The sequence below is a fragment of the Bacillus sp. 37MA genome (assembly GCF_000372765.1).
Lineage (GTDB): Bacteria > Bacillota > Bacilli > Bacillales > Domibacillaceae > Domibacillus > Domibacillus aminovorans.
Map to the genome: position 1 here is coordinate 2,069,700 of NZ_KB889752.1, position 20,627 is coordinate 2,090,326.

Consider the following 20,627-nt stretch of genomic DNA (forward strand, 5'->3'; position numbering starts at 1 on the left):
TTCACCCGAAATGGAACGTGTGTTTTCTTCTTTTTATTTGCTTTTTTCAACCGTCTATTCCTTTCTAAACTTCTTTTTTACCTATTTCCCATTGTAACGAACCGACATGTTTTTTTCCACAAAAAAACCGGTCCACATACGGGACCGGTTTAAAAGAAGCTTCTATAAGATTATAGAGCTGATTCGTAACGTTTTGATACTTCATCCCAGTTTACAACATTCCAGAACGCAGAAATGTAATCAGGACGACGATTTTGGTAGTTCAAATAGTATGCATGCTCCCAAACATCAAGACCAAGGATTGGCGTTTTGCCTTCCATAATCGGTGAATCCTGATTTGGCGTGCTAGAAAGTTCAAGCTCGCCATTTGCAACAGAAAGCCATGCCCAGCCAGAACCGAAACGAGTAGCGCCCGCTTTTGCAAACTCTTCTTTAAATGCATCAAAGCTGCCAAATTTTGAATCAATTGCATCACCTAATTTTCCAGATGGTGCACCGCCGCCATTTGGAGAAAGAAGCTGCCAGAAAAGAGAATGGTTTGCATGTCCGCCGCCATTGTTACGAACAGCTGTACGTGCAGATTCAGGAACTGCATCAAGGTTTGCAATAACTTCTTCTACTGATTTAGAAAGAAGTTCTTCGTTGCCTTCAAGTGCATTATTCAAGTTTGTTACATACGTGTTGTGATGTTTTGTGTGATGGATGTTCATTGTTTCTTTGTCGATATGGGGCTCCAGTGCGTCATACGCGTAAGGTAGTTGCGGTAGTTCAAATGCCATTATGAAATTCCTCCCAAAAATAAAGTTGATTTATCTGACTCGTATATAAGATTAGCAAAATTGTGAACATGACGCAATAAATATGTCTCCAAAAAAATGAATCCATTTCCCGAAAGGCTTCATCATCCCGACCATTCATGATTTCAATTCCGGAAAAAAGCGTACCGAACTCAAAATCATGTATTCTTCTTGAATTGAACAGATCGTGTGTCTACAATTGTAAAGAGGTTTATTTTAAAGAAAGGAACAAGAATATATGTCTATTTTTAAGCAATTTATAAAAAGTCTTCACTCATCAAAATATATTGCCGCATTTCGTATGCAAGGGATCGGTAAAACGATTAATTACCTTTTTTTTCTTGCGCTTATCATGTGTATCCCGATGATTGTCTACATGGTCCTGTATGCAATAGGAGGCAATGAATCGGCAAGAGCAGTGATCGAAGCAAAATTGCCGATCTTAACAATGGAGAACGATTTATTAGAAGCGAATTCATTTATTTTGCTTCCGGCCGTGCTCATTATGTACTATTTGTTTGTTTCCTTTATATTATTTGTTAAAGTGTCTATTTTTGGCGGCGTCGGGTTATGGCTAGCTCATATATTGAAGAAACGTGCTGAGTACCGTCACACATTTCGAATGTCTGCATATGCCGTTACACTGCCCACATTACTCATTACGATTACAGAACTGATAGGTCTTACAATGCCTTCTGGTTATCTATTTGACTGGATCATAACAAGTACGATGCTTATTATGGCTATCCGTTGTTTACCCGGTGCACCGAAGTGAACGCAATTGTTGTCTGAACATGCTCCCCTCTGATAGAATGAGAAAAGAAACGATATTTAGATTAACTTTTAAAGGAGCGAATCACCATTGAGTGAAATCACCCACCGTACGAAAACCCGTGCTGTCAAAGTTGGCAATTTAACAATTGGTGGCAGCGATGAAGTCATCATTCAAAGTATGACCACTACAAAAACACACGATGTAGAAGCAACTGTCGCGGAAATTAACCGACTTGAAGAAGCCGGCTGTCAGATTGTCCGCGTTGCATGCCCTGATGAGCGTGCAGCAGATGCTCTGGCTGAAATTAAAAGCCGGATTAACATCCCTCTCGTTGCCGATATTCATTTTGACTATAAACTCGCGTTAAAAGCAATTGAAGCAGGTGTTGATAAAATCCGCATTAATCCTGGGAACATTGGCCGCCGCGAAAAAGTCGAGGCCGTTGTTAATGCGGCAAAAGCGAAAGGTGTACCGATTCGTATTGGCGTTAATGCTGGGAGTTTAGAGCGTAAAATTATTGAAAAATACGGTTATCCAACAGCGGATGGCATGGTTGAAAGTGCACTTCATCATATTAAAATCTTAGAAGATCTTGATTTCTATGATATTATCGTCTCGATGAAAGCATCTGACGTCAACTTAGCAATTGAAGCATATGATAAAGCGGCAAAAGCATTCGACTACCCGCTTCATCTCGGCATTACCGAATCTGGTACATTGTTTGCTGGAACGGTAAAAAGTGCCGCTGGACTTGGCGCTATTTTAAGCAAAGGTATTGGCAACACACTCCGTATTTCACTAAGTGCCGATCCGGTGGAAGAAGTAAAAGTGGCTCGTGAATTATTGAAATCATTTGGTCTTGCCGCAAATGCTGCAACACTTATTTCTTGTCCAACATGCGGCCGCATTGAAATCGATTTAATTGCAATTGCGAATGAAGTGGAAGAGTACATTTCAACGATTAAAGCACCGATTAAAGTCGCTGTGCTCGGATGTGCCGTAAACGGTCCTGGTGAAGCTCGTGAAGCGGATATTGGCATTGCCGGCGCTCGCGGCGAAGGTCTTTTGTTCCGCCATGGAAAAACGGTCCGAAAAGTACCTGAAGAAACAATGGTCGAAGAGTTAAAAAAAGAAATTGACTTGATTGCGGAAGAACATTATCGCAAGCAGGCACTTGCTGTCGAACAATGAAGCAAGTAAAAGAAAAGCGCTTTGGCATTGATATTGACGGCACAGTAACGTGCCCGACCAGCCTCGTTCCTTTTATCAATGATGCTTTTTCGTTAAACATAACATTACAGGACATTAAAAAGTATGATCTGTCAGAAGCACTCAACATTCCACTAGATCAAATGCGTGCCTGGTTTGATGAGACTGAACCGGTAATTTATGCATCTTCCCCGCCCGCAGATGGTGCCGAACACATTTTATCGAAATGGCAGCAACAATTTCATTTATTGTTTATCAGTGCCCGCCGCAAGCATTTAATCGAAATTACTGAAACGTGGTTCAAAGAACAAAAGATCCTTTATGATCACCTTGAACTTATTGGTTCTCATGATAAAGTCGAAGCTGCAAAACGAAATGAAGTCGATATCTTTTTTGAAGATAAACATGACAACGCTGTGATGATTGCAGAAGAGCTGCACATTCCTGTCGTGCTGTTTAACACACCGTACAACCAAGATTCTATTCCTGATAACGTCATTCGGGTCGATAACTGGTATGAAGCGGACGCATGGGTTCATCAGTGGATCAAAACAAACGAAATTGGCCCGCTTGCCCGCACATAAAAAAAAGCGTGATCAGGAAAGTCTTGATCACGCTTTTGTTATGCATTCTTTACATTGCCCGTACACTTCAAATTTATGACCGGTAATTTCACAGCCAGACAACTCTTCAATGTTATTCATCGGACACATATGAATTTCTTTCGTTTTCCCGCACGCGAGGCAAATAAAGTGATGATGATGGTGATTATGTGAGCAAGCAAAACGAAAATGACGTTCGCCCGATAATTCCGTTTCTTCTAAAATATCCATTTCGGCAAACAGCGCTAGATTTCGGTAAATCGTATCAAAACTTAGCCCTGGATAATCTTCTTTCATTTCTTCAAGCACATCTTTTGCCGTTAAATATTTATCATGACGTGCAAAAAGAGCAAGCATTTCTTCCCGTTTCCCCGTTTGTTTATAGCCTTGTTCTTTTAACAGCCCCATCGCTTTTGTTAAATTCATGATGCGAAGCCCCTTCCATTTTAATTCCGGTCTTTTTTCCATAGAATGGCGGCAAATAAGAGCACAATCGATGTCACAACGATCGTCCCGCCCGGTGCGAGATTAAGATAAAACGCACTGACAAGACCAGTTAATACAGCCGTTTCACCAAATAAAATAGATAACCAGATCGTCTGCTTAAATCCTTTCGCGACACGCATCGCTGCTGCGACTGGAAGCGTCATAAGCGCAGAAACAAGCAGTACACCGACAATACGCATCGAGACTGAAATGACGAGCGCCGTTAAAATAATAAACGCAAGATGGACGGCTTTTGCTGGAATCCCCGATGCCTTTGCATATTCTTCGTCAAATGATAAGACAAACAGCTCTTTATACAATAGAAACACCGTAACAAGAACAATAATACCAATCGCGATAACTGCATAAAAGTCTCCGCGGCTAACTGCACTAACGCTGCCGAACAAATAACTGAACAAATCGGTATTAAATCCGTCTGCAAGTGAAATAAAAATAACACCGATGCCAATACCTCCCGACATCATAATCGGAATTGCTAGTTCTTGATAGTGTTTATATACGCTGCGCAGCCGCTCAATTAAAAGTGAACCGCCGACTGAAAATAGCATACCAAAGTAAAGCGGATTAACGGTTGCCAATGTTGGAACGGTCTGTCCAAGATACAATCCTGCTGCAATGCCAGAAAGTGTCACATGGCTTAATGCATCCGCAATGAGCGACAGTCGTCGGACGACGATAAACGCGCCGAGAAGCGGTGCAATAATACCGATAACTGCGCCTGATAAAAATGCGTTTTGTAAAAATTCATATTTTAGTATCGCTTCAATCATAATGATATTCCCTTCAATGGTCGTGATGATGATCTAGCAGCCTGATTCCATGTCCGTATAAATGAGACAGTTCCTGCTCATCTAATTGAATAAATTGTTTCATACTCCCATGAAAATGCAAATATTTATTCAAGCAGGCGACATGCGTCACTTTATCCTTAATCGTGCCAATATCGTGTGTTACAAGCAATAACGTCATGCCAAGTTCTTTATTTAAATGCGTGAGCATATGATAAAACGACTCGACATTTTGTCTGTCTACACCGACAGTCGGCTCATCTAAAATTAAAATAGACGGATTGGAGACGATGGCCCGAGCAATAAAGACACGCTGCTGTTGTCCTCCTGATAAATCACCAATATTGCGTTTTAAAAATGACTCCATGCCGACCGCTTTGACCGCTTTTTCAACCGCTTCTTTTTCCTTTTGTCCTGGACGATGAAACAAACCCATTTTTTTTGCGAGTCCGCCCATGACCACTTCATGAACCGTCGCCGGAAACCCCGTATTAAATGAGTTTGCTTTTTGTGAAACGAAACCGATTCGGTCCCAATCTTTAAATTTTTGCTGCGGAGTGCCAAATAAGACGACGTCCCCTTCTTTCGGTTTTAACAGTCCAAGAATAATTTTGAGTAACGTAGACTTGCCTGACCCATTTGGACCAACGAGACCGACAAATGCTCCCTGTGGCACAGATAAATTAATGTGCTCGAGAACACTTTCGCGGTCATACCTGAAATTCACATCGCGAATATCAATGACGGTCTTCTGTTCCATATCGATGTTGACTCCTTTATCAGTAAGAATGATTACGATTTAGATGTGATTTAGTATACAGCATGAATGCTGTTAAGTAAACGAAGCCGTTTCAAGAAAGGGGAATGATGATGCAGCCTCTTCACGATCTAGTGAACAAACGCGTGCAACATATTACCAAAAACGAATTACTCGAACAAGCGGCAAAATTCAATGTGTCTGTGACAGATGAGCAAGCTCGTGACTTTATTCACTGGCTGTCAACTCATAAAGTCGATTTGTTTTCGGAACAAAAACGGACAGAGCTTTTTCAGACAGCTGAACGCATTCTCGGCAAGCGAGAAGCGGGCGCATTAGAAGAGATGCTCCGTCCTTATAAACACTTTCTTAAACTGTAATGCCTGCCTGTACTTTTTCCCGCACGCCTTCATCAAATGTTTTCGCTTTCAACATGGCGATTTCATGGAGGTATGGCGGTTTTTTCGTGTTTTTATCTTCACCAACATACGGCGTTTCCAATATTTTCGGCACGTCTCCAAGTTGTGAATGATGTACAATATAATTCAGCGCATCAAAACCGATATGACCGAAGCCGATATTTTCGTGACGGTCTTTCCCTGCACCTCGCTCATTTTTACTGTCATTAATGTGAAGCACTTTTAACCGATCAATGCCGACAATTCGATCAAATTGTTCGAGTACACCATCAAAGTCTTCTTTTATATCATACCCTGCATCATGTGTATGGCACGTGTCAAAACAAACAGACAATTTATCGTTTTGCGGTACCATATCCATAATCATGGCAATTTCTTCAAAACTGCGGCCGCATTCTGTTCCTTTGCCAGCCATCGTTTCAAGTGCAATCTGAATGGTTTGATCACTTGTCAGCACTTCGTTCAAACCTTCAGCGATTTTTTTTAAGCCTGCTTCTGTCCCTGCTCCGACGTGTGCACCGGGATGAAGGACAATTTGACTAGCACCAATCGCGGTCGAACGTTCAATTTCCATCCGTAGAAAGTCGACACCTAGCTGGAACGTTTCCGGCTTAATGGTATTGCCGAGGTTAATAATGTATGGTGCATGAACAACAATTTCATCGATTCCATTTTGCTCCATGTGGAGACGGCCTGCTTCAATATTTAAGTCTTCAATACTTTTCCGACGCGTGTTTTGTGGTGCGCCTGTGTATATCATAAATGTATTTGCACCGTATAAAACGGCTTCTTCACTTGCACCGAGCAGCATTTTCTTACCGCTCATTGAAACATGTGATCCGATTTTCACTTTCAAAACTCCCTGTTACTTTTTTCTCGCATCAATACGACGCTGGCGTTTTTGTTGTTTCGCCACTTCAAATTTCCGTTTTTTCTTATAACCCGGTTTTACTTTTTGAGGACGGCTCGTAATCGCCCGCACTTTCGGATCAATCGTGTCATCTTTTTTCTCACGCTTTTTGCGACGGTTGCGGTCAGCCGTTTCAATAATCTCCTTATTTCGCACATCACCATGGCGGAAAGTGATATCTCTTTGTTCAAGTCTAGCTATTGAATCTTCATCAGATGGTGTATACACCGTCGCGCAAATACCGGATGCTCCAGCACGCGCTGTCCGGCCAGCACGATGAATATAAAAGTCAAGATCCGACGGCAGCTCGTAGTTGATGACGTGGCTGACGCCTTCAATATCAATACCGCGTGCAGCAAGATCTGTCGCGACAATGTATTGATATTCTAAATCGTGTATTTGCTTCATCATTTTTTTGCGTTCACGCGGTGGCAGATCGCCGTGTATACGGCCGGTCTTCAACCCTTTTTCTAAAAGCTTATTTGCTACTTCGTCCGCTTTTTGTTTCGTGTTTGTAAACACAACCGCTAGATACGGATTAAATGCTACTAACAAATCATGAACAACGTCCACTTTGTCACGGCTTTTAACCGGAATTAATAAATGATCGAGATTAGCAGCAGAAAGACGCTTTGGTTCAATGTGTACATATTCCGGGTTTTCCATATATTTTTTTAAAAATGGTTTTAATTTTTCTGGAATTGTCGCTGAGAAAACAAACATGCCAAGTTTTTCTGGCATACTTGATGCAATCCGATCGACGTCATTAATGAAGCCCATATCAAGCATCAAATCTGCTTCATCCACAACAAACATGCCCGCTTTATGAACAGAAATTGCATTTTCCCCAATTAAATCTGCAATACGGCTCGGTGTTCCGACCATTATGTGCGGAGGCATTTTTAAGCGCTCAACGTCGCGTTTTTTATCCGTACCGCCGACAAAATGGCGTACCATGATGTCTTCATCTGACTCTTTCGCGATTTTTTGAAATGCTTGATAAATTTGTGTTGCAAGTTCACGTGTCGGTGCTGTGATCACAGCTTGTACTTCTTTTTTATTCACATCAATCCGGTTTAAAATAGGGATTACGTATGAATGAGTTTTCCCCGTTCCAGTCTGCGATTGTCCGATTGCACTTTCCCCTTTTAAAATAAGCGGAATTATATTGCGTTGAATCGGGGTCGGTTCTGTAAAACGAAGTGCCTCAATTCCTTTATAAATAAACGGTTTTAATCCGTAGTGCTCAAATGTTTGGTTTGCCAATGGGCTTCTCCACCCTTTCATGATCGATAATTTATGCACGTTATGATGATATACTAAATGAGTCTATAAAGCAAAGGAAGCTTTACTCACCACCCGTCCATTTATTGAATACGATAGAGAAAAAGGAAAGGGTGACAGTTTTGCTGTACCGACATGCTCCAAACATAGGCCGTCGTTTTTATTACCCATATCCGCCTGCCCCACCTGCCCCACCTGCACGTGCGGCATCCATTGCATCAGCTGCATCAGCTCTAAAGTCTGGCAACTGGATGGAACAAGCTCGCCAGGTGATGGCAGCGGCTGAACAAATGAGGCCGCTTATTGAACAATACGGCCCGCTCATGAAAAATTTGCCATCCATGTGGAAACTTTACCGTGCCGTGAATTCGACACCGGATCGTGATGAACGCAGCCCAGAGCCTTCAGAATTTTCAATACCGGTCAAAAAAGAACCTCTCAAAACATCCGAGTCAACACCATGGTTTCCGGGACGAATTAGTTGATTACTTTGTTTTCAGGTCTTCCTCCTTTATAATAGAGAAGAGAAGAATGAGGAGGGCCTATTATATGAAAATTATTAAAATTTCACCACGCGGTTATTGTTACGGTGTCGTTGATGCGATGGTCATTGCCCGCAACGCCGCTCTCGATAAAACACTTCCACGACCCATTTATATTCTTGGTATGATCGTTCATAACAAGCATGTCACTGATGCATTTGAAGCAGAAGACATTATTACATTGGATGGGAAAAACCGAAAAGAAATTATTGAACAGGTCACAGAAGGAACCATTATTTATACCGCACATGGCGTATCACCGGAAGTGCGCGAAATCGCCCGTCAAAAAAACTTAACGACGATTGATGCGACATGCCCGGATGTCACAGTTACACATGATTTAATCCGCACAAAAAAAAGGGAAGGCTATCACGTTATTTACATCGGCAAAAAAGGGCATCCTGAACCCGAAGGCGCTGTCGGTGTTGCACCAGAAATTGTTCATCTTGTAGAAAATAAAGCAGATGTCGATGCGCTTGCGATTGACTGTGATAAAATCATCGTCACGAATCAGACGACGATGAGTCAATGGGATGTGATGGATATTATGGAAGCAATCCAAACGAAATATCCGCACGCTGACATGCATAAAGAAATTTGCTTGGCAACACAAGTAAGACAGGAAGCGGTAGCCGAGCAGGCTGGTGAAGCAGATGTACTTATCGTCGTCGGCGACCCGAAAAGCAACAACTCAAACCGTCTCGCACAAGTGTCGATTGAAATTGCCGGCACAACCGCCTATCGCGTATCCGATGTATCTGAAATCGAAATTGACTGGCTGAAAGAAGCTAAAACCGTTGCAGTGACAGCCGGTGCTTCTACACCGACACCAATCGTTAAAGAAGTGATTCAATTTTTAGAAGCATTTGATCCAGAAGACGAATCAACATGGGTACGTGAACAAAAAGTACCGCTAAATAAAATTTTACCTAAAGTAAAAAAGTCTACTTTAACCTCACGTTAAAAAAGCAGATCCGCACGACCGGATCTGCTTTTTCTTTATACAAATTGAAACGGGTCTGTCTGTGTCGTTGACGAAATAAACGTTACATCATACTTTTGCTGTGTCGCTTTTTCTTTTAATACAGCAGCCGTTCCATTTTTCATAATTTTTTCTACATTGTGCCCGGGGTCTACAATGGCCAATCCTTCTGCATCGGCATCATGCGCTGTATGATAATAGAAGTCCCCGGTTACATACACATCCGCCCCACGCCTTTTTGCATCCTGCCAGTATTTATTCCCATCGCCGCCAAGGACTGCCACTTTTTTAACAGAACGAGTCAAATCACCGACAACACGTACACCGCCAGATTCCAATTTTTCTTTCGTGTGACGGGCAAATTGTTCCAGCGTCATCGCTTCCGGCAAATAGCCAATGCGGCCAAGGCCGAGCGATTCACCTTTATTATAAAGCGGGTATAGATCATAGGCCACCTCTTCATACGGATGTGCCTTAAACATGGCTGTCAACACTTTTTTCTCGATACGGACTGGATAAATCGTTTCAATCCGTTCCTCTGAGACCAGTTCTAATCCACCTGATTCACCAATAAACGGTGTCGCCTCTTCTTCAGCCTGAAAACGACCGGTGCCGCTTTGTGAAAAAGAGCAATGACTATAGTTACCGATAAATCCAGCGCCGGATGCACCGAGCGCCTCACGTATTGATTCGGCATGATCAGCTGGCACAAAAACAACGAGCTTGCGTAGTTCTTCCTTATACGTCGGCACTAGGATATCTGTTTTTTCTAAACCGAGCGCATTCGCCAGCATATCGTTCACCCCACCCGCTGCGACATCAAGATTCGTGTGTGCAGCATAGACAGCAATATCATTTTTAATGAGCTTTTCAATTAACCGCCCTGCCGGCTGATCCGTCACTATTGCTCCAAGCGGCCGGTAAATGATCGGGTGATGCGCAATAATTAAATCAACCTGCTCTTTAATCGCTTCATCAACGACACTTTCGAGAACGTCAAGCGCAATCATCACTCGTTTGCATGGTTTATTAAGACGGCCGACCTGCAAGCCGATTTTGTCGCCTTCCATGGCATAGGATTTCGGTGAAAATTGTTCAAACAGCTGAATAATCTCATGACCGTTCGGTATTTTCATCGTTCATCACATCCTTTATCCATTGTCTTTTTTTGATTATTTCCTGTCTCTTGCGGGCAGCGCCTTCGCTATCTTTTGCACTAGATAACTGCGTCAGTACTTGGTCAATTTGAGTAAGCTCACGCTGCCACTTCAGCCGAAACGCTTCGTTCTGGCTATTCATTAAATACGGACCAAAGTACAGTTCTTTTTCTGTCAGCTTTTTCCCCGCTCCTAAAACGCTGCTAATCACCTCATACAGCTGGCCATCTTCTTCTAAAATGGCTTCGTCTTCAATAATCCAGCCGTTCGAATTAAGCCAAGTTCGAACCGAGTGAGCGGCAATATTCGGCTGAAGCACGAGCTTTTTGACACCGGAGAGTTTGTCAGCACCCTCTTTTAAAATAGAGGCAATGAGCGGACCGCCCATTCCGGCGATTGTAATACATTCCACCTCACCAGCTTTTAATACAGCAAGTCCACTGCCTTTTCGTACGTCAATATGCGCTGAAAGACCAACAGAGGCTACCTGACGCTTCGCAGATTGAAAAGGACCTTCTACTACTTCACCAGCTACCGCACGCGTGACGATGCCTTTCTTTACGGCATAACACGGCAAATACGCATGATCCGATCCGATATCGGCAAATGTTTTAGCCGGACGGATAAATGATGCCACTGTTTCTAACCTTTTGGATAATTGATTGCTGTTCATCAGTATGTTCACCGCTTTTTTTTATTCAATCTCGTTCATTTTACCATATTCATGATAAAAAAAAGGTCTTCGCAGGATGCAAAGACCTCTTTTTCATTATTATTTAATTTCAGCTAACCATGCAGCCATTGCTTCCGCATTTTCAGCTGGAACAAGTCCCGGTGGCATTGCACCTTTACCGTTTACAACGATGTCCTGAATTTCTTCCTGAGAATGTCTTTCGCCAACTCCTACAAGAGAAGGACCTGCGCCGCCTTCATAACTGCTGCCATGACAACCGATACATGAAGACTTATAATGACCTTCCGGATCAAATTCTCCACCTTCAGCTACATTACCTGGCTCTGCTGACGGGTTCTCTTCTTCGGCCATTTCTTTCGCATTGTCAATCCCTTCGAGTGACAAGAAGAACATCAAGCCAATGCCGAATACCATAATCAGCCAAAATGGAATAATCGGATTACGTTTCATTTGTTTCCCCTCCCTTTATGTATACATCAAATTTAAAAAGTACAAACACATTCTATTTTACTTGAAAAATTGATTGGCGAAAAGGCTTATGCTAAAGATTTTTTCTGACCGTTGCAAATTAGACACATTTCATCCCTTAAATACGAAATAAAGAATAACAACAAAACCAAGCAGAGCAGAAACCGTAAAATAAATAAGCCTCAGCTTCATTCCTGTATACAGCCAGAGAAGACAATTCAAAAATAAGATGCCATATAGTGTAAACGGATTTCCATTAAAGAAATATGTGTTCAGTTCCAGGGACAGAAGCAAAAGCATAACAGCCGCTCCTAAAAAAAATACTGGAACCAATATTTTTTTACGTGAAAAGTAAATTGCCAGTAATAACAGAAATCCGACAAAACTTGTCAAAACTACTGTTTGCAAAATGAATGAAAATTCCGTAAAATAAAGGACAAATATAGAAATTGGCAGAAGCATAATCGCCAGCACTGCAGACGTCAAATGAATACGCTGTCTTTTTGCCCGCCGGCCTGATTCTGTAAAATCTTCACCTTGTGTGTACAAAGCCAACAAATAATCGCAATAATGCGGTGGTAGCATATTGTTTTCTTTCCAAATTAATATCTCGTTAATAATAATTTCTTTTTTCATTTTGTGACACACCTCAACCCTAAGTAACATTCGTGACAGAAGAGGAATGTCCTTCTTTTTTTCTAAATATATATAAAATAAGCCGGGTGTGGGACCCCGGCTGCTCACTTATTCAAGAAAATCTTTTAGCCGTTTACTGCGGCTTGGGTGGCGTAGTTTACGAAGTGCTTTTGCTTCAATCTGACGAATTCGCTCGCGCGTAACACCAAATACTTTGCCTACTTCTTCAAGTGTACGTGTACGTCCATCATCAAGACCAAAACGAAGACGAAGGACATTTTCTTCACGATCTGTTAATGTGTCTAGGACATCTTCAAGCTGTTCTTTTAACAATTCGTATGCTGCATGCTCAGAAGGAGACGTTGCTTCCTGATCTTCAATAAAGTCGCCAAGATGCGAATCGTCTTCTTCACCGATTGGCGTTTCAAGTGATACCGGTTCCTGAGCAATTTTTAAAATTTCCCGGACTTTTTCTGGGGTTAGATCCATTTCTTCCGCAATTTCTTCCGGTACTGGTTCACGGCCGAGATCTTGTAATAGCTGGCGCTGAACACGGATCAATTTATTAATCGTTTCCACCATATGAACGGGAATACGAATCGTCCGTGCCTGATCAGCAATCGCACGTGTGATGGCTTGACGAATCCACCATGTTGCATACGTACTGAATTTAAATCCTTTACGATAGTCGAATTTTTCAACTGCTTTAATTAACCCCATGTTGCCTTCTTGGATCAAGTCAAGGAACAGCATGCCGCGGCCAACATAGCGTTTAGCAATACTGACAACGAGACGTAGATTTGCTTCTGCAAGACGGCGCTTCGCTTCCTCATCGCCTTCTTCAATGCGGTGAGCAAGCTCAATTTCTTCCTGAGCAGATAACAAATCGACGCGGCCAATTTCTTTCAAGTACATGCGGACCGGATCATTAATTTTCACACCTGGCGGGACACTTAAATCATTTAAATCGAACTCTTCACTTTCTTTTTCAAGCTCTTGAACATTCGGATCGCTTTCGTTACTGTCTTCCTCAACCAGTTCGATTCCTTGTTCTGTAAGCGACTCGTAAAATTCATCAATCTGGCCGGAGTCTACTTCAAACGAAGCAAGTTTATCCGCCACATAATTATATGTTAATTCACCGCGTTTTTTACCAGTTTCAATAATAAGTTCTTTTGCTTTATCAAGTGTTAATTCAGCTTCTTTGGAACGTGTTGACTTTTCAGTCATGAGTCCCCCTCCTTCCAACATCCTGGCCGTCACATTTAACGGGAAAGCAATTTTTCGAGTGCGATAATTTCACTCAAAATATGCGCAGCACCTACATAATCATGCCGTTTTTCAGCTTCATCCCGCTCTCTTTTCTTCTCTTCAATCTTAAAGCGGCGACGCTGTTTATTGATTTCTTTAACGTAATCCATTAGTTCTTCTTCACTAGGCTCACCACTCACTGTCATCAAGCTGATGTCAACGGCTAGCCGGCGTAATTGATCATCTGGCAGCACCGTCAAAAAAGAAGCTGTGTCCGGCGCGTTTGCTTGTTCATAATACCCTAAAAGGTACGTAAAAAGTGCCTGGTGCTCATCCATTGTAAACGGTTCTCCTTGAAGCATCGTCCGAACGTGATCAGCAATGTCTGGACTTTTCAGCATATGGGCCAGTAGCCGGCGTTCCGCTGTTTCATAACGCGGGTATTGCTTCATTGGCCTTGCTTTCTGAACGAGCATATTTGTTTTCCCGTCTTCTTGACGTATTGGCCGTTCCGCTCTTTTTTTCAGAAAAAATGCTTTCTCCTGCTCCTGCAGTGCTTGAAGTGAAAGTGAAAACTCACCGGCAAGCCGGCGTAAATAATGATCGCGCTCTACTGCTTTTTTCAAACTGGCGATTTCAGCAAGCACATCTTCAATGTAACGAAACTTCTGTGATTCATCCCGCAAATTTTTCCCACGTTTCAAGTATTCCATTTTAAACGCCATTAATGTAAGCGATGCATCTTTTACATAAGCTGTAAATGATTCTGGTCCGTTTCGCTTAATAAACTCATCCGGATCAAGACCGTCCGGAAGTAGCGTTACATTAACAGTTACACCATTCTTATCCAGCATTTGTGCTGCTTTAAAAGCCGCATTCACTCCGGCATTATCGCCGTCATAGCAAATAATGGCTTCATCTGATGTTCGTTTTAACATTTGGATATGCTCTTCTGTAAGTGATGTACCCATGACAGCAACAGATTGATTAAATCCGGCACGCACTGCGGCAATTACATCCGCAAATCCTTCGAATAGGATAAACTGTTTTTGCCGTTTAATCGCTGTTTTTGCCGCATGAAAGTGATACAGAAGACGGCTTTTATGAAAAATCGCTGTTTCCGGCGAATTTAAATACTTTGGCTGCGCGTTACCTAAACTGCGGCCGGAAAAGCCGACTACATTTCCTTTTTCATCCTGGAGCGGAAACATGATCCGTCCGCGAAATCGATCATAATAACGACCGGTTTCTTCATTTTTCAGCAAAAGCCCGGCCTGTTCCATACGAGCTGGATCAAAGCCACGTTTTTGCAACACGTTCAGGCTAAACTCATGCTGAGGCAGCGACCATCCAATTTGAAAGCGGTCAATATCTTCATCTGTAAACCCGCGTTCATGCAAATAATGAAGCGCCTCGCCACCTTCGTTTGTATTCAACAAAAGATGTCGATAAAATTTTGCCATAAGGGCATGCGCTTCAAGAAAGTCTTCATACTCATTTGACTTAAACGATTCATCGTTTTTTTCTGAAGCAGAAATGTCAAGCACTACACCCACACGGTCCGCAAGCCTAGCCGCTGCTTCCTGAAAAGGAATTTGATCCATTTCCATTAAAAAAGTAAATACGTTCCCCCCTGCACCACACCCAAAGCAATGATAAATCTGTTTTTCAGGTGAGACAGAAAAAGAAGGCGAATTTTCTCCATGAAACGGACAAAGTCCAAAAAAATTGCGGCCCTGTTTTTTTAGCTGTACATAATCGCCAATTATATCGGCAATGTCAACTCCCTGTTTAATCTCTTGAATCGCTTCTTCAGAAATTCTTCCTGCCATGTGTTATCACCAGTTGTAAAATCGTATTTTGTATTTATTCTACACGCTTGTTTAGAATCCTTCTTTCAAACGAAAGTTCGTTTTAAAAAACACATTCCGTGCATAAATCATGCATATCGAAATGGAGTTTACATCGTTAGTTTATTCTTTTGAAGGGGTGTCTAAACCTGTTTCAATCACATTTTTATCACAATTTTTTATTATAGATCATTTTTGTCAAAATGAAAAGTACATAATCGAGTGATTATGTACTTTTTCGACTGCGGTACATGCTCATAATAATATTGGCCGTTTCTTCCACCGCTTTGTTCGTTACATCAATAACGTTACAGCCTATTCGAGCTGCTATATTTTCAAAATAAGACAGTTCTTTTTTAATGCGCTCAACATCAGCATAGCTCGCATTGTCATCAAGACCTAGTGAAATGAGACGCTCCTTGCGAATTTGATTTAATTTTTCCGGGCTGATCTTTAAACCGATGCATTTCTCTTTTGGAATAGAGAACAATTCTTCCGGTGGATCGACTTCCGGCACAATTGGCACATTAGCCACTTTCACCCGCTTATGTGCAAGAAATTGTGACAATGGTGTTTTTGACGTACGTGAGACACCGATTAAAATAATGTCAGCTTTCAATAAGCCACGCGGGTCACGTCCATCATCATATTTAACAGCAAATTCAATTGCATCCACTTTTTTGAAATATTCTTCATCCAGGCGACGTACAAGGCCTGGTTCATACAACGGTTCCATTGAACACATCGATTCCAGCTGATCCATAAGTGGACCAATCAAATCAAATATTTTAATGTTTTCTGCTTCCGCTGTCTCCACCATATACTGACGAATTTCCGGTTTGACCAGCGTGTACACAATAATGCCTTGATCTTCTGTTGCTAAGCTGACAACTTCATCAATGTGAGACAGATCTTCTACGTATGGAAATCGTTTAATGACCGCAGGACCGCTAAACTGACTCAGTGCTGCTTTAGTTACAAGTTCGGCTGTTTCTCCCACCGAATCAGACACAATATAAATAATAGGATCGTTCACGTCATTTTTGCCGCCTTCCTGTTAATGATCATCATTTGTTAATGAGACAAATGCCCGTGTGATCATTGTTTTCGTGATACGTCCGGTCACTTCATAACCTTTTTCTATTTTTTTGACAACTGGTACGCTATCGATCTGCTTTTCAAGCAAGTTTTTTGCCACATCCAGGATTAGATCGTCTTTTTTACATACCGTAATATTCGGCATACGCGTCATAATAATATTTACTGGAAGTGAGTTTAGATCCTGCTGGCCAATGCTTGCACGTAGCAAATCTTTGCGCGACAAAACACCAGACAAACAGCCTGAATCGTCAACAACAAACAGCGTGCCAACATCTTCAAGAAAAATCGTCACGATCGCGTCGTACACCGTAGATTGCTCTTTTACAACGACCGGCACTGCCTGAAAATCACGTACGGTCAGTTTCTTTAATTTTTCTGTTAACAGCTGCGTACTGGACTTTCCTGTATAAAAATAGCCAACGCGCGGACGAGCATCCAGAAACCCTGACATTGTTAAAATAGCCAGGTCTGGACGAAGGGTTGCACGTGTTAAACTCAGTTGTTCTGCAATATGTTCACCGGTAATTGGACCGTTACCTTTGACAATTTCCAATATTTTTTGCTGCCGCTTATTTAACTCGATTTTCCTCACCACCCATCAAAATAAACCTTAATGTGCTATACGATTTATTTATCATTATATACTATTTGAGCAAAATATACATCGGGCAGTACTGGATAGCCGTGTTATTTCGTCATGATAGCCGGAACATCAGCAAATTCAAGAATGAACATAGCAAGACGACGCATCAATGCAAGGCGGTTTTGCTTTACTTGCGCATCTTCTGCCATCACCATCGTATTGTCAAAATATTGTTCAATCAATCGTTTTAGTCCAGCAAGTAATTCATATCGTGCACTCATAGATTCAGCTCTTGTCCATGCTGTTTCCAGATCTGAATACGCACTGTACAGTTGTTTCTCTTCTTCATTTTCAAAGAAAGACGGATCGACACCCTGGTCATCTTCCGCTTTTTTCGCAATGTTCACAACACGGCTGAGCGCTTCCATCGTTTCTTTAAATTCCTCATCTTCTTTATGGCTCATCAACACAGACGCAGCTTCTTCCATTTCCTTTAGCGTACCGCTGCGCTTTGCTAGAACCGCATCAATGATGTCATATCGAATTCCTTTTTCCTGTAAAATGTGTTTCACACGAAGCATGAAGAACGCAATGATTTCTTCTTTCAATGTAGAAGCATCTTTCTCGCCGATACTATCATGTAGTACTTCTTTTACTCCAGCCGCGATCACGTCTGCAAGCGGCACATGCCATTCATGGTCCATCATCGTCTGCACGATTCCAGTTGCCTGGCGGCGAAGCGCATATGGATCCTGTGAGCCAGTTGGAATAATACCAACAGCAAAACATGCCGTAATCGTGTCTAGTTTGTCTGCTAGACTGACAAGCGCACCTGTTTTGGTAGATGGAACCGTGTCTTCTGCAAAGCGAGGCTTGTAATGTTCGTTCACAGCAACGGCTACATCCTCTTTTTCCCCTTTTTGACGGGCATATTTTTCTCCCATTATCCCTTGCAGTTCCGGGAACTCATAGACCATTTGCGTCACAAGGTCAAATTTACAGATTTGCGCAGCACGGTCTGTTGATGTTTTCACTTCTTCTGATGCGTGTGTTAAATTGGCAAGTGCCGATGAAATGCGGCGAATGCGGGCGACTTTTTCAGACAGAGTACCGATTTTTTCGTGATACACGATTTTTTCAAGCTTTTTCACAAGACCATCAATATTGGCTTTTTGATCTTCTTTATAAAAGAAATCTGCATCAGCTAAACGAGCGCGTAATACTTTTTCATTTCCACGGGCCACTTTATCAATAGCATGATCATTTCCGTTACGCACTGTAACAAAATGAGGAAGCAATGTGCCGTTCGCCTTTTTCACTGGGAAGTAACGCTGGTGTTCTTTCATCGATGTAATGAGCACTTCTTCAGGCAAATCAAGAAATTCTTCGCTAAATGAACCAGATAAAGCCGTCGGATATTCAACGAGATTATTCACTTCTTCCAAAAGAGCGTCATCGATTGGAATAACCCAGTTGTTTTGTTTTTCAAGCTCTTTTAAACCTTCGACTATCATGTTCCGACGCTTGATTGGATCGACAATAACGAACTGCTGCTTCAATGTCTCTTCATACGAAGAAGCGTCCACAATGGCTGCAGTCGTTCCGAGAAAACGGTGACCTATCGTTTCGTTTCCACTTTGCACACCGGCCATCTCAAATGGAATAACTTTCGTGCCAAACAGTGCCACAATCCATTTAATTGGACGCACGTAGCGAATATCACTGTTGCCCCAACGCATATTTTTACCGAATGTTAAGCTCAATGCAATGTCTTTTAACGACGGAAGCAGCTCAGCTGTCAAACGTCCTTTCACAAATTTATTCACATATGCATATTCAACGCCATTTACTTCTTTAAAGTAAATATCGTCTACCGACATCCCCTGGCCTTTCGCAAAACCAGCAGCGGCTTTTGACCATTCACCGTTTTCTGATTGGGCAATTTTTTTCGCAGGACCTTTCGCCTCTTCATTCGTATCTGCTTGCGCATCGACCGTATCTTTTACGATGACAGCAAGGCGGCGCGGCGTGGAGTAAAGCAGTACGTCACCATGTTCAATATTTTGTTCATTTAAAAATTTACTTACTTTTTCGCCAAGCTGATTCATTGACTGTGTCACGAAACGAGCCGGCATTTCTTCCAATCCAATTTCGAGCAAGATATCCTGTTTATTCATGATCAGTCATTCCTTTCTGTTTCAAAATCGGGAAGCCTAATTTTTCTCGCTCATCATAAAATGTTTTGGCAACTTGACGAGCAAGATTACGCATCCGCCCGATGTAAGCAGTGCGCTCTGTGACGGAAATAGCGCCGCGCGCATCGAGTAAGTTAAAGACGTGCGAACATTTCAGCACGTAGTCGTATGCTGGATGAACGAGTCCTTCATCCATCTGGCGCTTTGCTTCTTTTTCGTATACGCCAAATAAGTTAAATAACATATCTACATTAGACGTTTCAAATGTATATTTAGAATGCTCAAATTCCGGCTGATAAAAAATATCATGAATGGTAAATCCATTTGTCCATTCCAATTCAAATACATTTTCTTTTTCTTGAATGTACGAAGCGAGACGTTCGATACCATATGTAATTTCAACGGATACCGGTTTGCACTCGAGACCGCCTACTTGCTGAAAATACGTAAACTGTGTAATTTCCATTCCATCCAGCCATACTTCCCAGCCTAGTCCCGCACATCCTAATGATGGATTTTCCCAGTTATCTTCAACGAATCGGATATCATGCTCAAGCGGATCGATTCCGAGCGCTTTTAACGAATCAAGATACAATTCTTGAATATTATCTGGCGACGGCTTCATGATCACCTGGAACTGGTGATGCTGATAAAGGCGGTTTGGATTTTCACCATAACGCCCATCTGCCGGACGACGGCTTGGTTCAACATAGGCTACATTCCAAGGCTCCGGTCCAATTGCCCGTAAAAATGTATACGGACTCATCGTTCCTGCTCCTTTTTCTACATCATACGCTTGCATTAAAATACAGCCTTGGTCAGACCAATGCTTTTGCAGCGTTAAAATCATATCTTGAATATTCATGTCTACTTCCTCCTTTTTTCTGCATCAAAAAGCCCGTCCCTATGTACAACAGTCTCTTGTACATAGGGACGGGCTATATATACCCGCGGTTCCACCCTACTTGCCTTTAATTTGGCCGCTTTTTTTAAAGTTAATCCGCTCCGGAGTGCCTTTCCACGCTGTTCTTTTACCCGGCTCACACTACCCTGGGCTCGCTTTTAAAAGAGTACATCGCATACTTTTTCCATCGTCGCAGTTATTATTTCTTTTGTCTAT

22 protein-coding genes are annotated in these 20,627 nt (G+C 42.1%); 6 read left to right on the plus strand and 16 right to left on the minus strand.

The window, feature by feature from the left end; translation table 11 throughout:
- Positions 1-170: 170 nt before the first annotated feature.
- Positions 171-779 carry a superoxide dismutase gene (locus A3M5_RS0111570; protein WP_018393939.1) on the minus strand — a complete coding sequence of 203 codons (609 nt, stop codon included), beginning with the start codon at positions 777-779 and terminating at the stop codon, positions 171-173.
- A gap of 256 nt (positions 780-1,035) precedes the next feature.
- Between A3M5_RS0111570 and A3M5_RS0111575 the strand changes: the two genes are divergently transcribed.
- The 3 genes from A3M5_RS0111575 (at position 1,036) to A3M5_RS0111585 (ending at position 3,365) form a co-directional block, all read left to right on the plus strand.
- Positions 1,036-1,572, plus strand: coding sequence for a DUF1189 family protein (locus A3M5_RS0111575; RefSeq protein ID WP_018393940.1), 537 nt, complete (start codon positions 1,036-1,038; stop codon positions 1,570-1,572).
- An 87-nt stretch (positions 1,573-1,659) separates the two neighbouring features.
- Positions 1,660-2,763, plus strand: coding sequence for a flavodoxin-dependent (E)-4-hydroxy-3-methylbut-2-enyl-diphosphate synthase (gene ispG / locus A3M5_RS0111580; RefSeq protein ID WP_018393941.1), 1,104 nt, complete (start codon positions 1,660-1,662; stop codon positions 2,761-2,763).
- On the plus strand, positions 2,760-3,365 hold the full coding sequence (locus A3M5_RS0111585; RefSeq protein WP_018393942.1) for a hypothetical protein: 606 nt from the start codon (positions 2,760-2,762) through the stop codon (positions 3,363-3,365). The genes ispG and A3M5_RS0111585 overlap by 4 nt, the downstream gene beginning before the upstream one ends.
- 27 nt (positions 3,366-3,392) lie before the next feature.
- Here the strand turns inward: A3M5_RS0111585 and A3M5_RS0111590 are convergent, their stop codons facing one another.
- From A3M5_RS0111590 to A3M5_RS0111600, 3 genes are read right to left on the minus strand one after another with little or no spacing between them, the layout of a single operon-like run.
- Positions 3,393-3,809 (minus strand): Fur family transcriptional regulator, encoded by a 417-nt coding sequence (locus A3M5_RS0111590; protein ID WP_018393943.1) that lies wholly within the window; start codon positions 3,807-3,809, stop codon positions 3,393-3,395.
- Positions 3,810-3,829: 20 nt separating this feature from the next.
- Positions 3,830-4,660 (minus strand): metal ABC transporter permease, encoded by an 831-nt coding sequence (locus A3M5_RS0111595; protein WP_018393944.1) that lies wholly within the window; start codon positions 4,658-4,660, stop codon positions 3,830-3,832.
- Positions 4,661-4,673: 13 nt separating this feature from the next.
- On the minus strand, positions 4,674-5,438 hold the full coding sequence (locus tag A3M5_RS0111600) for a metal ABC transporter ATP-binding protein (RefSeq protein WP_018393945.1): 765 nt from the start codon (positions 5,436-5,438) through the stop codon (positions 4,674-4,676).
- Between the two features lie 104 nt (positions 5,439-5,542).
- On the opposite strand from A3M5_RS0111600, the gene A3M5_RS0111605 reads away from it, so the two are divergent.
- Positions 5,543-5,815, plus strand: a complete 273-nt coding sequence (locus A3M5_RS0111605) for a DUF2624 family protein (protein WP_081897978.1) — start codon at positions 5,543-5,545, stop codon at positions 5,813-5,815.
- Here A3M5_RS0111605 and A3M5_RS0111610 read toward each other — a convergent pair.
- Positions 5,805-6,704 carry a deoxyribonuclease IV gene (locus A3M5_RS0111610; protein ID WP_018393947.1) on the minus strand — a complete coding sequence of 300 codons (900 nt, stop codon included), beginning with the start codon at positions 6,702-6,704 and terminating at the stop codon, positions 5,805-5,807. The two genes, A3M5_RS0111605 and A3M5_RS0111610, sit on opposite strands and share 11 nt — an antisense overlap.
- Positions 6,705-6,719: 15 nt before the next feature.
- The gene (locus A3M5_RS0111615) at positions 6,720-8,030 is read right to left on the minus strand and encodes a DEAD/DEAH box helicase (protein WP_018393948.1); all 1,311 of its coding nucleotides are present in this window, start codon (positions 8,028-8,030) and stop codon (positions 6,720-6,722) included.
- A gap of 140 nt (positions 8,031-8,170) precedes the next feature.
- Here A3M5_RS0111615 and vrrA point away from each other — a divergent pair, with 140 nt between their 5' ends.
- Both vrrA and A3M5_RS0111625 read left to right on the plus strand, forming a co-directional pair.
- Positions 8,171-8,533: a VrrA/YqfQ family protein gene (gene vrrA, locus A3M5_RS23785; RefSeq protein WP_026221695.1), complete on the plus strand. Its 363-nt coding sequence runs from the start codon at positions 8,171-8,173 to the stop codon at positions 8,531-8,533.
- Between the two features lie 64 nt (positions 8,534-8,597).
- Complete coding sequence (locus A3M5_RS0111625; RefSeq protein WP_018393950.1) at positions 8,598-9,554, plus strand: 4-hydroxy-3-methylbut-2-enyl diphosphate reductase; 957 nt, start codon at positions 8,598-8,600, stop codon at positions 9,552-9,554.
- A gap of 35 nt (positions 9,555-9,589) precedes the next feature.
- Here the strand turns inward: A3M5_RS0111625 and A3M5_RS0111630 are convergent, their stop codons facing one another.
- From A3M5_RS0111630 to glyQ, 10 genes are all read right to left on the minus strand, one after another.
- Complete coding sequence (locus A3M5_RS0111630; RefSeq protein ID WP_018393951.1) at positions 9,590-10,708, minus strand: Nif3-like dinuclear metal center hexameric protein; 1,119 nt, start codon at positions 10,706-10,708, stop codon at positions 9,590-9,592.
- Positions 10,686-11,402, minus strand: coding sequence for a tRNA (adenine(22)-N(1))-methyltransferase (locus A3M5_RS0111635; RefSeq protein ID WP_018393952.1), 717 nt, complete (start codon positions 11,400-11,402; stop codon positions 10,686-10,688). Before A3M5_RS0111635 ends, A3M5_RS0111630 begins: the two co-directional genes overlap by 23 nt.
- 99 nt (positions 11,403-11,501) lie before the next feature.
- On the minus strand, positions 11,502-11,873 hold the full coding sequence (gene cccA, locus A3M5_RS0111640) for a cytochrome c550 (RefSeq protein ID WP_018393953.1): 372 nt from the start codon (positions 11,871-11,873) through the stop codon (positions 11,502-11,504).
- Positions 11,874-12,002: 129 nt separating this feature from the next.
- Positions 12,003-12,527, minus strand: a complete 525-nt coding sequence (locus A3M5_RS0111645; RefSeq protein ID WP_018393954.1) for a hypothetical protein — start codon at positions 12,525-12,527, stop codon at positions 12,003-12,005.
- A 108-nt stretch (positions 12,528-12,635) separates the two neighbouring features.
- Positions 12,636-13,757 (minus strand): RNA polymerase sigma factor RpoD, encoded by a 1,122-nt coding sequence (rpoD, locus tag A3M5_RS0111650; protein WP_018393955.1) that lies wholly within the window; start codon positions 13,755-13,757, stop codon positions 12,636-12,638.
- Positions 13,758-13,792: 35 nt separating this feature from the next.
- Positions 13,793-15,610 (minus strand): DNA primase, encoded by a 1,818-nt coding sequence (gene dnaG / locus A3M5_RS0111655; RefSeq protein WP_018393956.1) that lies wholly within the window; start codon positions 15,608-15,610, stop codon positions 13,793-13,795.
- 244 nt (positions 15,611-15,854) lie between these two features.
- Complete coding sequence (locus tag A3M5_RS0111660) at positions 15,855-16,664, minus strand: pyruvate, water dikinase regulatory protein (RefSeq protein WP_018393957.1); 810 nt, start codon at positions 16,662-16,664, stop codon at positions 15,855-15,857.
- A 21-nt stretch (positions 16,665-16,685) separates the two neighbouring features.
- Positions 16,686-17,321, minus strand: a complete 636-nt coding sequence (gene ccpN / locus A3M5_RS0111665) for a transcriptional regulator CcpN (protein WP_193568153.1) — start codon at positions 17,319-17,321, stop codon at positions 16,686-16,688.
- 95 nt (positions 17,322-17,416) lie between these two features.
- Positions 17,417-19,489 (minus strand): glycine--tRNA ligase subunit beta, encoded by a 2,073-nt coding sequence (glyS, locus tag A3M5_RS0111670; protein ID WP_018393959.1) that lies wholly within the window; start codon positions 19,487-19,489, stop codon positions 17,417-17,419.
- Entirely contained in the window at positions 19,482-20,372 is an 891-nt protein-coding gene (gene glyQ, locus A3M5_RS0111675; RefSeq protein WP_018393960.1) for a glycine--tRNA ligase subunit alpha, read from the minus strand. Before glyQ ends, glyS begins: the two co-directional genes overlap by 8 nt.
- Positions 20,373-20,627 lie beyond the last annotated feature (255 nt).